The sequence below is a fragment of the Paenibacillus sp. LX16 genome, assembly GCF_036252815.1.
In the GTDB taxonomy this organism is placed as follows: Bacteria; Bacillota; Bacilli; order Paenibacillales; family Paenibacillaceae; genus Paenibacillus; species Paenibacillus polymyxa_B.
The window spans coordinates 1,503,028-1,518,653 of the sequence record NZ_CP141152.1; the positions used below are offsets into that span (position 1 = coordinate 1,503,028).

The 15,626-nt window shown below is 47.3% G+C and carries 13 protein-coding genes; all 13 read left to right on the plus strand.

What is annotated here, in order from left to right; genetic code table 11:
• Positions 1–4 precede the first annotated feature (4 nt).
• The 13 genes from T3H97_RS06875 (at position 5) to T3H97_RS06935 (ending at position 15,618) form a co-directional block, all read left to right on the plus strand.
• Positions 5–934: a metal ABC transporter permease gene (locus T3H97_RS06875; protein WP_328802086.1), complete on the plus strand. Its 930-nt coding sequence runs from the start codon at positions 5–7 to the stop codon at positions 932–934.
• Positions 931–1,818 carry a metal ABC transporter permease gene (locus T3H97_RS06880; protein ID WP_328802087.1) on the plus strand — a complete coding sequence of 296 codons (888 nt, stop codon included), beginning with the start codon at positions 931–933 and terminating at the stop codon, positions 1,816–1,818. The genes T3H97_RS06875 and T3H97_RS06880 overlap by 4 nt, the downstream gene beginning before the upstream one ends.
• A gap of 215 nt (positions 1,819–2,033) precedes the next feature.
• Positions 2,034–4,361: a histidine kinase gene (locus T3H97_RS06885; protein WP_328802088.1), complete on the plus strand. Its 2,328-nt coding sequence runs from the start codon at positions 2,034–2,036 to the stop codon at positions 4,359–4,361.
• A gap of 528 nt (positions 4,362–4,889) precedes the next feature.
• Positions 4,890–6,047, plus strand: a complete 1,158-nt coding sequence (locus T3H97_RS06890; RefSeq protein ID WP_328802792.1) for a P-loop NTPase family protein — start codon at positions 4,890–4,892, stop codon at positions 6,045–6,047.
• A 15-nt stretch (positions 6,048–6,062) separates the two neighbouring features.
• Positions 6,063–7,310: a TadA family conjugal transfer-associated ATPase gene (locus T3H97_RS06895; protein WP_328802089.1), complete on the plus strand. Its 1,248-nt coding sequence runs from the start codon at positions 6,063–6,065 to the stop codon at positions 7,308–7,310.
• The gene (locus T3H97_RS06900; protein ID WP_272640134.1) at positions 7,307–8,098 is read left to right on the plus strand and encodes a type II secretion system F family protein; all 792 of its coding nucleotides are present in this window, start codon (positions 7,307–7,309) and stop codon (positions 8,096–8,098) included. The genes T3H97_RS06895 and T3H97_RS06900 overlap by 4 nt, the downstream gene beginning before the upstream one ends.
• Positions 8,099–8,104: 6 nt before the next feature.
• Positions 8,105–8,989: a type II secretion system F family protein gene (locus T3H97_RS06905; protein WP_328802090.1), complete on the plus strand. Its 885-nt coding sequence runs from the start codon at positions 8,105–8,107 to the stop codon at positions 8,987–8,989.
• 13 nt (positions 8,990–9,002) lie between these two features.
• A complete protein-coding gene (locus tag T3H97_RS06910) occupies positions 9,003–9,194 on the plus strand; it encodes a Flp1 family type IVb pilin (RefSeq protein ID WP_250272622.1) in 192 nt (63 codons plus the stop codon).
• The gene (locus T3H97_RS06915; protein WP_328802091.1) at positions 9,194–9,862 is read left to right on the plus strand and encodes a TadE family protein; all 669 of its coding nucleotides are present in this window, start codon (positions 9,194–9,196) and stop codon (positions 9,860–9,862) included. Before T3H97_RS06910 ends, T3H97_RS06915 begins: the two co-directional genes overlap by 1 nt.
• Positions 9,863–9,902: 40 nt before the next feature.
• Positions 9,903–12,119 carry a hypothetical protein gene (locus T3H97_RS06920; RefSeq protein WP_328802092.1) on the plus strand — a complete coding sequence of 739 codons (2,217 nt, stop codon included), beginning with the start codon at positions 9,903–9,905 and terminating at the stop codon, positions 12,117–12,119.
• The gene (locus T3H97_RS06925) at positions 12,088–13,083 is read left to right on the plus strand and encodes a TadE/TadG family type IV pilus assembly protein (protein ID WP_328802093.1); all 996 of its coding nucleotides are present in this window, start codon (positions 12,088–12,090) and stop codon (positions 13,081–13,083) included. The genes T3H97_RS06920 and T3H97_RS06925 overlap by 32 nt, the downstream gene beginning before the upstream one ends.
• Before the next feature lie 87 nt (positions 13,084–13,170).
• Positions 13,171–13,683 carry an A24 family peptidase gene (locus tag T3H97_RS06930; RefSeq protein ID WP_328802094.1) on the plus strand — a complete coding sequence of 171 codons (513 nt, stop codon included), beginning with the start codon at positions 13,171–13,173 and terminating at the stop codon, positions 13,681–13,683.
• A 63-nt stretch (positions 13,684–13,746) separates the two neighbouring features.
• Positions 13,747–15,618 (plus strand): DUF6382 domain-containing protein, encoded by a 1,872-nt coding sequence (locus T3H97_RS06935; protein WP_328802095.1) that lies wholly within the window; start codon positions 13,747–13,749, stop codon positions 15,616–15,618.
• Positions 15,619–15,626 lie beyond the last annotated feature (8 nt).

The following is a 15,626-nucleotide window of genomic DNA, read 5'->3' on the forward strand; positions in this document are numbered from 1 at the left end:
CAATATGGAAAGCTTGGCAACGCTTTTGACCGACCCGAACATGCAGTGGATTTTGCTGGGCTGCATTTTGCTCGGTTTAAGCAGCGGGGTAATTGGCAGTTTTATGTATTTGCGCAAGCAGTCGCTCATGGGAGATGCTTTGGCACATGCGGCTTTGCCAGGGGTATGTGTGGCTTTTATGATCACAGGTACAAAATCCGTGTTTGGATTTATGATGGGGGCCGCCATTGCAGGGATTGTTGCGACCTTTGCTATCAGTGCGTTAACCCGGTATTCGCGAATTAAAAGCGATTCGGCGATTGCAGCGGTGCTGTCGGTATTTTTTGGCTTCGGCATTATGTTATTGACCGAAATTCAGCATAGTGGCGCAGGAAACCAAAGCGGGTTGGATAAATTTCTATTTGGTCAAGCTGCGGCAATGGTATTGTCTGATGTCTATACGATGGCGGTAATTTCGATGGTACTCATCGGAATATGTATATTATTTTTCAAGGAATTTAAGCTGCTCAGCTTTGATCCCGGCTTTGCCCGCGGACTTGGTTTTCCGGCAGGTTTGCTGGATAAGTTGTTGATGCTATTGATTGTCATTGCGGTGGTTGCTGGCATTCAGGCCGTGGGAGTCATTATGATGGCTGCCCTGCTGATTACCCCGGCCGTGTCGGCAAGATACTGGGCAGAGAAGCTGGGTGTCATGGTATGCCTATCAGGCTTGTTTGGTGCTATAGCAGGCCTTGGTGGGACGCTCATTAGCTCTCTGGGGCAAAATCTGCCTACAGGACCGTTATGTGTGTTGTGTGCGACTGTGGTGTTTGGAATGAGCTTGATTTTTGCGCCGCAGCGCGGGATGATCTCCAAGGCTATCGTTCGGTTGAACGCCAGAAAAAATCTGGAGCAGACAGTCGGAACACAGCCAAAGGAGGAGCGTGCCCTATGAGTTCATTTTATGTAATTTTGACGGGAATGTTAGTGGCAGGGGGATGTAGTATCGTTGGGTGCTTTCTCGTGCTTCGAAAAATGGCTATGATCGGTGATGCAATCAGTCATGCGGTATTGCCGGGGATTGTCATTGCCTTTCTCATCAGCGGATCGAGGGATTCGGTGTGGATGATGTTTGGTGCGGCTGTGCTGGGTCTTCTAACGGTGTGCCTAATTCAGCTATTCCAACAAAGCGGTCTGCAAAGTGATGCTGCCATTGGCGTGGTGTTTACGACATTGTTTGCTATCGGTGTTTTGCTGATCAGTGTGTTTGCTTCCAATGCCCATCTGGACATGGATCACGTTTTGTATGGGGAAATTGCTTATGTGCCATGGAATACGTTCGAGATTGCCGGCTTCGATGTCGGTCCGAGGGCTGTGTGGATTACGGGCGCGATGTTTTTGATCAATTTGCTCGTGATAGGGGGCTTTTTCAAGCAATTTAAAATCACTTCCTTCGACCCCGCCCTGGCAGCTTCATTAGGCATTCCAGTTGTTTTTTTTCATTATCTGCTGATGAGTCTCGTCTCGTTAACGACGGTGGCGTCATTTGAGAGCGTGGGTGCAATTCTGGTGGTTGGCATGCTCGTTGTACCGCCTCTTACCGCTTATTTGCTGACGGAGAAGTTGTCCCGTATGATTGTATACAGCGTCGGATTTGGAGCCATCAGTTCGGTCGTAGGCTTTTACACAGCAAGTGTATTGGATGCTTCTATTGCGGCATGTATGCTGTGTATATCAGGTGTGTTGCTGCTTTTGGCTTTTCTCTTTTCCCCGTCTCACGGTGTGGTATGGCAAAAGTTATTTCAACAACGGGGGATCGTTGGCGAAGATAGCAAGTGATTGTAGGAAGTGATCCCATATGAGTTACCCAAAATAGCGTGCATTCAGGCATAAGAGACCTGAATGCACGTTTTTTGCGCTTATACTGCCCTGTGCGGCTTTTTTGGGGGCAAGCTTGATTGATCATCTTGAATTGATTGGGACACGGGAGTACATTCATTACAACCATATAAGAATGGACGGAACAAACAAGCACGCTGTGGGGAGGAACGAAAGTGGAGAGCTTCAAACGTAAATCACCAGAGGAAATACTGGATTCGATTAACAAGCTGCATCGAGGCAGACTCAAAATATACATGGGTGCGGTCAGTGGCTCGGGCAAGACGTATCATATGCTGCAGGAGGGACAATCGCTGCAGCATGAAGGTATTGATGTTGTGATTTGTGCGGTCTCAACCATGCAGCGGCCTGTGACCGTCGAACAGGTCGGCACGTTGGAGCGCGTGCCTAGTATTCATTGGATAAAAGATGGTGAGGAGCAAAAGGATCTGAATGTGGAAGCTTTGGTGGCGCGAAATCCCGAGGTGGTACTGGTAGATCATCTGGCACATCATAACCGGAAAGACGCTCCATTCCCAACACGGCTGGAGGATATTCGGTATTTGCTGGAGCAGGGAATTAGCGTCATTACGACGGTCAATGTTTATGAACTCGAAGGAATTACGGAGTGGGTATATCAGCTGACAGGCTTTGAAGCGGAATATACGGTTCCGGTTGATACACTGGAGCTGGCGGATGAAATTCGTCTGATTGATGCCACCCCGGAGATGATTTTGGAACGGCTGGCGAAAGGCTACATGCATACGCCCAATCCTGAGATGTTTCACCGGGGAAATCTGGGTAAATTGCGTGAGCTTGCCTTGCGATTGGTAGCAGAGGATGTGAATGATTCGCTGGAACGGCACCGGGAGGAGTTAGGCTTGCACGGGGCGTCAGGAGCCGCAGAGCGTATTTTGGTACCTGTCCAATATCATTGGAATGGGTCCATTTATGTACGCAGGGGGGAACAGGTCGCCAAGCGGTTGGGTGGAGATATGCTAGTAGTCTCCTTTGTCAGCTCGAATCGCAAGCTGTCCAAGGAATCAGCAGCCTTTAAGCGCTCAATTGAGCAATTGGCTGACAAGATCGGATCAACATTTGAAGAAATCCCGCTTTTTTCCCGCAGAAGGTTGCCTCGTCAACTGATTCATTATGCGGTGAAGCACAATGTTACCCGTATTGTTATGGGACATTCTCGGCAGACTCCGTGGCAGGAGCTGATAAAAGGATCGCTGGTGAACGGGATTTTAAAACGAATGAAAAATATGGATCTACTGCTGATTGCGGATCGAGCCGAGCAGGAGGGTGAGCGAATTTTACCAACGATGAGACAGGAGGTAGAAGAGAATGACCCGTATCATCGTTTGAGCGTTGAGGAAGCACAGGCTGAGGCAGCCAAAATCCTGCGAGGCAAGCTCAAGGTATACATTGGCGCTGCTCCGGGGGTCGGCAAAACATACACGATGCTGAGAGAGGGAAACGATCTGCTGGAGAGCGGGATCGATGTAGTTATCGGATTGCTGGAAACGCACGGAAGAGCAGAAACATTGGCCCAGGTAGGCTCTCTGGAGATGATCCCTCGTCAGTCCATTGAGCGTCATGGTGCACACTTGGAAGAAATGGACACCGAAGCTATTCTCAGGCGCAATCCCGAGGTGGTGCTAATTGATGAGCTGGCTCATACCAACGTCCCTGGAAGTCTGAGATCCAAGCGCTATGAGGATGTGCTCGCCATTTTGGAACAAGGGATTTCTGTGATATCCACAATGAATGTACAGCATCTGGAGAGCTTAAATGATGCGGTAGAACAGATTACTGGCATACGAGTGAGAGAGACTGTTCCCGACCATATGATGCGTCTGGCCGATGAAGTGCAGCTTGTTGATGTGGCTCCCAAATCGTTGCAGCAGCGTATGCGTGAGGGCAAAATATACGATCCTGCGAAGGTGGAACAGGCACTTAGCCACTTTTTTAAACTGGGCAATCTGATTGCGTTGCGTGAACTTGCTTTGCGGGAATTGGCAGATGACGTAGATGAGCGGCTGGAATCCTGGGATCGACACGAATCACTTCGGGGACCGTGGCGCAGGGAGGAAGTGATCTTCGTAGGCGTGACGCTAAGCGAAAATGCTGAAAGGTTGATTCGCCGTGGTTTTCGTATCGCCTTTCGTCTGAAGGCTGTGTGGATTGTGACTTATGCTCATGTCGGTGAGCGTATACCTGAGAGGCTGAGCCCTCGTCTGGAACAACTAAAGCTACTGACCCACCGACTGGGGGGGACCTTTGAGATGCGGCTTGTTTCCAGCCGACGCGAGATTGCCGACATTTTGATTGCTCCGGTGGAAGGATATTCAGGTACACAGCTCATCGTGGGGCAGTCTTCCCGAAGTAGCCGTTGGGGTAAGTCTGCGGTTGTGCCAAGGATTCTTCGTCAAGCACGTCATATGGATGTTCTAATTGTGGCGGATTATGATCCGGATATTAAGCTAGAGGTAGATCATTAATTAGCCCAGTAAATTCATAAATAGTCATATGCTGGTTACCGATGGTTCGCTGCTTCCATAGTATATTCTATCTCAAAGAAATGGAGGCGAATTTGAATGTATAAACATCGTAAGCATGATTGTCATTTTCCAAAGCCAAAAAAACGTGTCTTTAAGAAGATCATTAAGGTGACTGTCATTAAGTTTAAACCTAAATTTAAACGTGATCACTGGAAACATGAAGATTTTGATAAGAAATGTCATTGCCGGAAACGTCGCCATCATCGCCATCATGACTGTCATCGTCGTCACCACAAATTCTACTAAGATGAAGATGCTAGGAGGCGGGGCTAGACTGCCCGCCTTCTCCTAGTACGAGGATTTTGGAAGATACTTGCACAAAAAATACTTGCTCTAATATAAGCGCTATGCTATTCTACCAGTAAATAGATTGCACGTGACGGAAGCACCGTTCACCAACCGTATGTACTTACGGATGGATGAACGGTGCTTTTTTGCGTTGTTGTATTGGGGAAAGGGATGAGCGTTATGGTTCCAGTGAAAGTGGTATTGGCTGTAGAGGGCCGGGATTATATTGAGCCGCTGCTGAATTATGTTCACGGAAGCGAGTACGCCAGAAGGCTGAGAATAACGGCTTTTTCGCAACCGGAGGCATTTCATCAATACATGATGGAAACCAGCGGAATGAAAAGACCGGACGTGGTGGTTGGTGAAGCGGCTTTTTTGAATCTATGGACAGACAAGGAAGCTGCTGGTATTCCTTGTTTGGTATTGCATGAGGGAGAGCAAGTGAGCGAATATGGACAGCCTTTATTAAAATATCAGCCTTTATCTGAGCTGGTCGGTTTTATTTTGGAAACGGCGAGAGAGAGATCGAACGGTCGGAAAAGTGTAAACAGCCGGGAAGGTGGAATGATTATCGGCATGGTAGCAGCTTCCGGTGGACTGGGCAAGACAACGGCCGCACTCAATATGTCCAAACAACTGGGGAACGAGGGATATTCGGTATTCTATCTGAATCTGGAGACGGTGGATTCAAGCTCATTGTTCACTGGTTCAGGCAGTGTTAGCGGAGCAGAAGGAGAAGGGCTGTCCAGGCTGCTCTATGATCTCAAGGCAGAAGGGAGCGAGGAGACTCCGTTATCCATGGCTTCCTATTGTGTTCGTCGCCCTGAAATTCAGGCGGATACTTTTCAGCCTGTCTATAATCGCAAGGAGCTGACGGACATGACTTGTGATGAAGCGAAAGAGCTGATTCGAACGGTTGCCGAAAGCGGACAGTATGATGTAGTGATCGTAGATGGCGATTCTGAAAAAGGTAATCGGGCTCAAGCCGTGCTTGAAGCTAGTCATAAGCTGATCTGGTTGCTGGCAGACGATTTAATGAGCATGCACAAGTGCGGATTATGGCTGGATGTTTTAGAAACCACGCAGCCTGAAAGGCTTGAAGATATGATATGCAAAACCAGCTTTGTGGTGAACCGCTATATGGGAACTATGATCAACTCATTACCTCGTGACTTCATGGAGCTAAACGGAGCGTTACCCTATATACCTTCATGGAAGCAGATGCAGCACCGTGAGCTACTGCTTAGTTCACCGATTTATCAGCGAGAAATTCGTCATCTGTGTCGTGAGCTGCTGAATGTGGACGGTGTAACACATCCGTCCGCCGTTTGGTCTTAAAAGGGGCTGATGAACATGAATGAGGAACGGTTTAAGGCATTGCGAGCAGATATCCGAAACGGGCTGGACGTAACGTCTTCGGTAAAGGATGCCGATCTGGTACGGCATATTGAAAATCGAATTTTACACGATGTAGAGCTGGCGGGCTTAACTTCCCGTGAGAAGCACGCACTTGTCCGCAAGATTTTCAACTCTTTCCGTGGGCTAGATGTACTCCAGCCATTAATTGACGACCCGACCGTTACGGAAATTATGATCAACAGTCACCGGGAAATCTTTGTGGAGCGGGCTGGTGAGGTGATGCAGGTACCCGATCAATTTGAGTCCCGCGAGCGACTGGAGGATTTAATCCAGACGATTGTAGCCGGGGTGAACCGAATTGTGAATGAGGCTTCCCCCATTGTGGATGCCCGTTTAAAGGATGGGTCACGCGTAAATATTGTGCTGCCTCCAGTTGCTCTCAAGGGTCCGACGATGACAATACGGAAGTTTCCCGAGCGTCCTATGACGATGGATGACTTGATACGAATGGGTGCGCTGGATGCAGAAGCCGTCGCTATGCTCAAGGACTTGGTACGTAGCAAGTACAATATTTTTATAAGCGGCGGAACGGGTTCAGGTAAAACTACCTTTCTGAATGCATTATCCCAGTTTATCCCGTCGTCTGAACGGATTATTACCATTGAAGACTCAGCAGAGCTGCAAATTGTGACGGTCCCTAATCTGGTTTCCATGGAAACAAGGAATGCCAACACCGAGGGAAAGGGAGAAATCACAATTCGCGATCTGATTCGTTCCTCCCTGCGTATGCGGCCCAACCGCATCGTGGTGGGTGAGGTCCGGGGAAGTGAGGCATTGGATATGCTGCAAGCGATGAATACTGGCCATGATGGAAGCTTGTCAACTGGCCACGCAAATAATATCCGCGATATGGTCAGCCGGCTGGAAACGATGGTGCTCGGAGGGGCAGAGCTTCCGCTTGGAGTAGTACGGCAGCAGATTAGCTCAGCCATTGATATATTCGTTCATCTGTCACGGATGCGCGACAAATCCAGACGAGTACTGGAAATTAGCGAAGTGATTGGTTTTGAAAACGGTGAGGTGACGCTTAATCCTCTTTATCGTTTTCAGGAACGAGGAGAAAGTAAGGGGCGAATCGTAGGAGGTCTGGAACGTTGTGGCGAGGGTCTGCAACATACTTTGAAGCTGCAAATGGCCGGGATCAATCCGGAAAGCTGGCACAGGGGAGGAGTATCAGCGTGAAGTCAGGAAAAACGACTGTCAAGCAAGTATCACGTGAGGTCCCTTCTCTGCCAGATTATACGGTATATACATTATCGACAGTACAAAAAAGTCTGTGCATATTGTTAAGTGGCGTGCTGTTTGCGATGATCGGCTATCTATTTTATCACCAATGGATATTATCGTTGCTGTGCGCTGCCGGGGCTGTGGTGACGCCTCGTTATTTTAGGAAAATTTTGCTGCAACGACGCAGGTCTGCTCTAAGCATCCAATTCAAGCAGGCTTTATATTCGCTCTCGTCTTCTCTTTCAGCGGGGAGGTCGGTGGAGAATGGTTTTCGTGAGGCTGTAGAGGATTTGAGATTGCTTAGTCCAGATGGAGATCACGACCTGATTTTTGAATTTAACATCATTACCGCCTGTCTCGAAATCGGACAGCCTGTAGAGGCTGCTTTGCAGGATTTGGCCCGTCGGGCGCAGATGGAGGATATTACGAATTTTGCGGACGTATTTGCGGCTTGCAAACGAACCGGAGGTGATCTGGTGGAAGTCGTACGACGAGCTTCAAGTGTCATTGGTGAGAAGCTGGAAATTCAGCAGGAGATTGGTGTAATGATTGCGCAGAAACGTTTTGAATCAAGGGTTATGTTTGCGGCGCCTTTTTTGTTTGTATTGTTTATGACAATGACAGCGGGTGATTACATGATGCCCTTATACAGCGGTACAGGTATGATTTTATCAACCTTTTGTTTGTTGGTGCTTGGTGGGTGTCTTGTGTGGATCAACCACATTATGAAGATTGAAGTGTAAGGAGAGATGGGTGTGGTGATGTTGGTTTGTCTGGTCATGCTGGTTCTGCAAGTGGGAGGCTGGGTGGTGCTGAACCAGATGCATGGTGCTAAGTATGCGCATTTTCGCCATATGAAGCTGGAGGGACTGCGGCTGCAAAGACTTTCAGTCCCATTTGTACACATGATTCATGCTTCACGTGCTACTCACCGGCTGCCTTTGCTGATGTTCAAGCTCCAGTGTTCGGTGCAGAAGCTGTATGGTATGCGCAACAGCGGAGAAAAAACGATGCTTTTTCTGGCAGAAATGTTGGGTTACGGATATATGATGGCTGCTGGTGGAGCTATAATATCGCTTTTGATGGGTGGGGATGCGACCGGGCTGGTACTCGGATTGGGACTTGGTATTCTGGTACCCATCGCGCTGATCAAGGATTTGCATGGGAAAGTACAGAAGCGGGATCAGCAAATTTTAATGGAACTGCCTGAACTGTTGAGTAAAATGATGCTTTTAGTAGGTGCAGGTGAGACGGTACAACGGGCATTGCTACATTGCGTGGAACGTAAAGGAGCGGATACGGAACATCCGTTGTATCGAGAACTGAGGCAGACGGTGGCGGAATGGGAAAGTGGTTTTTCCTTTCAACAGGCATTTGAGCACCTGAGCAAACGTTGTGGTATTCAGGAAATGACAGTATTTACGACGACAGTTTTGTTGAATATGAGGCGCGGCGGGAGCGATTTCGTGATGGCTTTACGTGAGTTATCCCAGACGTTATGGGGCAAGCGGACTTCAATTAGCCGCACAAGAGGGGAGCAGGCTTCATCTAAGCTAGTATTCCCGATGGCGCTGATTTTGCTAACGGTAATTGTGCTGGTGGGCGCTCCGGCTTTAATGATGATGAATATGTAGGAGGAATACAACGATGATGACATTAGTAACAGACAGTATTCGTAAGTTGTACAAGGATGAGGATGGTCTGGGTACGTTAGAAATGATCCTGATCATTGCCATTCTGATTGCGGTGGCAATTATTTTCAAGGATCAGATCAAGAAAATTGTAGAAGGGCTTTTGAAAAAGGCTGATAAAAAAAGTAACGATTTTATGGATTCATAATGCTGCGCAAATTGGCACAAAAAGAGGACGGGAGCTTCTCTTTGGAAGCTTCTCTCGTCTTTCCCATTCTACTGCTGGTTATTTTTGTGATGTTATTTTTTTGCCTGTACATATATCAAAAATCTATATTGGTGCAGGTCGCTGCTACTGCTTCGGAAAGGGCCGCTTACAGTTGGGATAACAGCTTCAAGGGCCCACGTACGGGAGCATTTACACAAGGGCAACGGGATTCTCTCTATTGGCGCCTGAAGGATGATGTTATGCTGGGAGCCCTATTTGGCTGGACCGGAGCCAACAATCAGGAAAGTGTACAGGTGCCGGGCGGCAATGGGGGAGGCTCGTTACCTGCTCAGAAGCTGTCCAATGCAGAAAATAGAATGCCTGCGGGCATGCAGGGGCAGATGACATATGAGAACAGTATGATTCACCGTAAGGTGACCACAAAGTTAAATAAGATAGTGAAGGTACCTTTGTTGAATCAGTTTTTAGATCAGACAGATTTGCAAGGGGAAATGAGCTCTGGCGTGGTCGAACCTGTGGAATGGATTCGTACGGTGGAGTTGGTCCGTTATTATGGTGCGAAGTTTATGGGCAGAGGATCAGGTGAAAAGGTAGATTTGGCAGTTGTAGGGAAAGTACTGATGCAATATGGTCAAAACGGTCAGTGAGAAGTAAGTAACGGGAATGTAACTGGAAAGGAGGAAGCAGGTGTTTGGTAAGGGACACAATACAAAGGACGGAGAATCAGGTGCTGTCACGGTCTTTTTAATTCTAATTTTGGCGGTCATGTTCGGTTTTATTGCTGTATTTATTGATTACGCGAGAATTGCTGCATTGCATGTGCAGACCGAACGGCTGACCCATGCGGCGGTTCGTTCAGTGATGTCTGCTTATGATCCAACATTACAACAGGAGTACGGTTTGTTTGCTTATGGCGAAGGCGGCGGAGAACAAATTATGGTCAAAGTGCTGAATGACAGCGCGCGGCGTACGGCACGCGCGGATACACTCCCGCTGATGAATACGAAGCTGGATTCAAGTTCCCTGCAAATGGAAAGAGAGCTTGGTAAATATGCCATATTTAACGAACAGATCCGGGAAGAGATGAAGTATAAAGCACCTGTCGATTTTACGTTTGAAGTGCTCGAAAAGCTAAAGCCGCTCTCTCAAAATATGAAAGAGGCTTCTCATACGGTAGATTTGCTGAAACGTCTACAAAAGCTGTACGACAGACGAGAGGCCAAACTGGATGACATGCTGGAGAAGCAACGTAAGGCAGGAGCTTATATGGAAGAGGTTCGCAAGCGGATTATTAAACAGAGGGGCACCTATATGCCCAATCAATATATATGGGACCCGCTTGAGGTTGTAGCCGATATTGCCGCTCAATATAAGCATTACGTACATGTATATGAAGACAATAAGAAGAGTGTGGACGACGTTAAAATCATGCAGATGGAAAAATATGCACGTAGAGCGAGGGCAGCGCTTGATCGCCTGCGTCAGATCATGGTTCAGGCTGGAGAAGAACATGATAAGCTGCTTCTGGAAGCCAAGGAACCGTTAAATGAGGCCCGACAGATTAATGAAGAGATGCGCAAAGTCATAGTCCAATATAAGCAGAGGGCGGCCAATGCAGGCTACGATGAGGTTTCAGCAGCCCCTACTCCAAGCGGAGCAGGCTCCAACGCAGATCCGTCGGTAGGAAGCGCACGGCAAAAAGCAGAGGATTTGTTGATTCCAGACAAGGAATTTGAGCAATGGGAAGCAGAAATCGAAAAGCAACGGACTTCTATAAATACTGCTAACAATAGAATAACGAGCATGATGCGTACCTTATCTTTTTATACAGATCCATTTTTGAATGCAGACATGCTCAAGCAAGAAGTCGCATCAACGCTCAAAGAGATAGATAAATACTTGAATGCGTATGCTTGGGCGGGACCTGCCAATGTACTCGACGGTGAAGCCAAAATGATGGATACGCGACGTGGACCGGACAAAGAACGCAAGAAAATGGAAAAAGAGGCGAAAAACAAGCTCAAACAAGCCTATCGGATCATTGAGGTTCTTTCCAAAGGTAAACAAAGTGCAGGACAATTCCAAAATTTGGAACGGTATTACAAGGAAAGTATTTCGTTTAACCAGTCTACATCCAGTCCATCTGTATCCGCTGATTTGCCCTATGACACCTATGATGCAGCGGGAGCTTCCATGGATAGTATGGATGGTCTATACGGGTCGGCATCTAATTTACTGACTCAACTGGGAGACGAGTTTTACCAGAATGAATATGCACTTTCTTACTTCCATCATGTGGATTTTAGCCGTTTTGGCAGCTTGGCCGGATCGGGTGGAAATGTGGGAAATGCTGCACAGATTTTGGGAGATCAGCTGGAGGTGAATAATCAGGAAGTTGAGTACATCCTGTATGGGTTCCATAATCCGACGGGTAATCTGGCATCCGCCTATGGAGAAATTTTTGCTATGAGACTTGCCATTCGAACAATGGAGGGATTGGTTAAAAACAGCTCAAAAGGTAATCCGCTGGTCGTTTTGGCGGCAGCTTTGTTATATGGAGTAGAAAAAGCGATAGAAGATATGATTATGCTGGCACAAAAGGGGGACGTGCCATTGTCTGATTTTCTGAAATTTCGAATGACATACAAGGATCATTTGCGATTGTTCCTAATGCTTCATAGCAATAATGAACGAAAAATGTCCCGTATGCTTGCTCTGATCCGCCTGAATACAGATGTCAATCCTGCTGAGCGGCAAACGTATGCAACGGGTGAAGTCAAGAATGGGATGAGGCTGTGGTTTCTACCTGGGGTAATGAAGATGCTCGGGACCGCCTCAAAAGAAGGCGAGAGCATTAAGGGAAGTGTGTACTATGTCACGAAAACAGCGCATTTTTCCTATTAATCGGTGTTTACGGAAAGTTTGTGGGCAGAAGCAATGTGAACAAGGAAGTATTGTTTTAGAAGCGGCACTGGTGTTGCCAATGTTTCTGTTTTTTATTATTTTTCTCATTTATATGGTTCAGATGACGCTGGTATCCACAGCCTTGCAGAACACCGCTTCAGAAGCGGTTAAGCAGGTTTCGACTAAAATCTACCCAGTTTCTCTAGCCGTGAAGGCGGCGTCCGCGAAAATAGATGCAGTCCGTGAACCGCTGGATGAATTGCCCAAGTTATCTGTGAGTGAATATGCAAGCCAATTCGCTGCCCAGTTGCCACCTCCAATTGGTGATTGGGTAGAAAGCGCTGTTCAGGGCGGTCAAAAGCCGATGGAGGAGCTGCGGGGGCGATTTACGGAAGCTACACTCGATCCTGTTCTGAAGCCGATGCTAAAGCCTTTTATGGAGGAAAGCATTCTGGAGTATGACCGTATTCATATAACGAGCGTACATGTACCTGCTCTTACAGAAACTAAGGACCCTTATTTTAGAGTAGAGCTGTCGTATGAATTGCCGATGAAGGTCCCCTTTCTGTATCGCAGCATTGTGCTTCAGGCGGCGGCAGAGGAACGTCTTTGGATTGGCGACACAGGGGAAGGAGCAGGTACAGGAAATGCGACAGGGGATAAGGATGCGGAGCATTCCATACAGTTGCTCGTTAAGCCTGAACCTGCTGTGAAGGGTGTGTACAATTTGATCAAGGCTAAGGTTGAGCCTGGGACGACTGCTAACCTTTCTGTACTTTATAAGTCGGGTGAAAGCACAGCTCAGCACTTGGGCTGGACCTCTGCCAATGCGGATGGAATTATTGAATGGAACTGGTTTGTGGGAACGAACACAACACCCGGTCAATGGAGCTTTGTAATTGAAACGGAGGATGGTCAACGTATCGAGGTTCCGTTTACCGTGGAAAAGCCAGCTGATGGATAGGATGGATATAGACGTGTAGGGATAGCTACGATGGAAAATGATTTGGCAGTCTGCTATTTCTATTTTTATAAAAGGGGGAAGATCGCATTGACGTGGATGTATATTGTATGCGGAGTCCTACTGGCGATTGCGTTAGTTACGGATTTACGTAGCATGAAAATCCCTAATAAGCTTACAGTGCCCGGCATAGCGGTAGGCTTACTGTTTAATACTCTGTTTGGAGGCTGGCACGGTTTTTTATTTGCTGTTGCTGGACTAGGTACCGGATTTGGGTTCATGCTGATTTTGTACTGGATGGGAGCTGTTGGTGCAGGAGATGTAAAGCTGTTCGGCTTGATTGGAGCATGGACAGGTGCCGCTTTTGCATGGCAGTCAGCTTTATATTCGATTTTTTTTGCAGGTATTATTGGCATAGGGGTTTTGCTATGGAAGAGGGAAACCATCATGAGACTGCGACGCGTGGCTTTTAATTTAGGAGGATTTTTTCTATTTCGCAGCGGCAAAGCGCTGACCAGTGGGAATGAAGCGCACCTCAGGTTTCCCTTTATGACGGCAGTCATTCCTGGAGCGATCAGTGCTTATCTTTACTTCTTGCCATGACATGTCCGCTGGGGGAGATCATGCTACCTCACGGAGATAGGAAATTGTTAAGGAGGTCATGAATTGTTTGGTTTAAGCAGGGATTTTGCCCGGAACGGCGGGACATTTATGATTCTAAACAAGGAAGATGGGCTCAAGACCGATGATTTAAATTCCGTACAGACCGGAATGATGACTGGTAATCGGATTCCCGGTCTGCTGGAACTTAGAATAAAGGAAGTCGATTTTCAGATTGAGTTACATTATGACATTTCGGGACAACGCATGCTTTCCCAGTTATGGAAAGGTGGGGGCGTGTCGACTTCGGATTTCTACCGGATTCTTTTTGAAGTGGCAGATGTCCTCCATCGCAGCCCGCAATATATGTTAGATATCCGCCAGTTTATTTTGCACGAGGATTATATTTTTCTAAGTGGTTCAGGTACAAGGGAAACCTCCAGTTTAACCTATGTTCCTTTACGCAGTGTACAGCATGCAGAGCAAACAGGCAGTCAATTTAAGCAGATGGTTATTCGTTTAATGACTCGTGTGGCCCACTTTCAGGGAGAATATATACAACGCATACTCGATCTGTGTGATAGAAATGAGTTTGAATTGGGATTGCTAAAGGAACTGCTATTGCAAGGAATGACGGCTGGAACAGAGCATGCTAGTGTGCAGGGAGAAAGTATGAAAGGGAGGAATAGAGATCCCTATACTCCAATAGAGGCTCAAGGAGAGCGTGATGGATTACGTTCACAAACTGCACACGAGAAATCATTCTCATTAGCAGACCCTATCATATCTGCTCATACCTCACAGGGTAACTATACAGATCGTGGAACGTACGGGCAAGAGCATCGGGAGACTCTGCAGGAGATTCAGGAGCTTAAACGGATCAATCGGCTCAAGCAGTCTGTGAAACCAGAGGACAATGCTGAGGTAGGAGCCGAATTCGAAATGGAAGATGTGGAGTCTGGATTGCGAAAATATAAAACATACATTGCTCTCGGATGTCTGCTCGCTTCGGCCATCGTGTGGCGTTATATTTATCTGGATCATCCAGAGACGGTACCGTTGATCATTTCAGTGGTGCTGACCTTGGTACTTGCCTCCGTTGCTTATATAAGCTGGACGGGGAAATGGGAGCGCAATCGAGCTTCATCTCATATATACAGCGATTCAGTACCTGTATTGGATTCGGAATGGTTAGGAACTGCTTCCCCAGCACAGCGAAAAAATGACCGCTATCAGGTAGATAAGCTGACTGGATTTGTAGCGGGACGTCATCATCAAGACAAGCGACCTTCCGATTCAAGTGATCAAGGGCAGGAGAGCTGGCGATGGACTTTTCCAAACTCAGAATCTAAAAGTGTGGGAAACCGAGTTACGGAAGATAGGGAGAAAACTTCAGCAAATTATGACTTACACGAGCCATCGAGGAGAGGTGCGGAACGGGCAAATGAATTGGAAGCCAGTGATACCAGTGAGGCTTATTATAAGTCCTTGTCCGGGGTAACGGAGCTACTAAATACTGTATCTAAGCAGGAAACCGTGCTACTTCGTCCGGATCAAGAGGTACAGAGTTTACCTGTTCAGCAATCACCGATTTCTTGCCTAGATCGTAAGCCACCAGGGAGTGGAGAAACCGAGCGCATCCGGTTGCAGCCAGACCAATTCGTTGCAGGCAGCTTCATCATCGGAAGAGATCCGCAATTGGTCCAGTATGTAGAGCATACGGATGGAGCTTCCCGTTCTCATATTGAGCTTTGCATAGTTACCGGAGGACATAGCCACATTGTTAAAGATTTGTCCTCGACGAATGGAACTGTTCTGAATGGAGAGCCTATGGTGCCTTATAAGGAGTACACAATGAAGGATGGAGACACTTTTAAAATCGCCGGAGTATCTTATACTTATCGGTTGGACTCTTTTAAATCCTCCAATGCATCATAAATGAAGGT

Bases quoted from the DNA above. Each gene is read 5' to 3' on its own strand.
- T3H97_RS06880 (WP_328802087.1), top strand. From the start codon at position 931: ATGAGTTCATTTTATGTAATTTTGACGGGAATGTTAGTGGCAGGGGGA.
- T3H97_RS06890 (WP_328802792.1), top strand. From the start codon at position 4,890: ATGGTTCCAGTGAAAGTGGTATTGGCTGTAGAGGGCCGGGATTATATT.
- T3H97_RS06905 (WP_328802090.1), top strand. From the start codon at position 8,105: ATGGGTGTGGTGATGTTGGTTTGTCTGGTCATGCTGGTTCTGCAAGTG.
- T3H97_RS06895 (WP_328802089.1), top strand. From the start codon at position 6,063: ATGAATGAGGAACGGTTTAAGGCATTGCGAGCAGATATCCGAAACGGG.
- T3H97_RS06925 (WP_328802093.1), top strand. From the start codon at position 12,088: ATGTCACGAAAACAGCGCATTTTTCCTATTAATCGGTGTTTACGGAAA.
- T3H97_RS06915 (WP_328802091.1), top strand. From the start codon at position 9,194: ATGCTGCGCAAATTGGCACAAAAAGAGGACGGGAGCTTCTCTTTGGAA.
- T3H97_RS06875 (WP_328802086.1), top strand. From the start codon at position 5: ATGGAAAGCTTGGCAACGCTTTTGACCGACCCGAACATGCAGTGGATT.
- T3H97_RS06910 (WP_250272622.1), top strand. From the start codon at position 9,003: ATGATGACATTAGTAACAGACAGTATTCGTAAGTTGTACAAGGATGAG.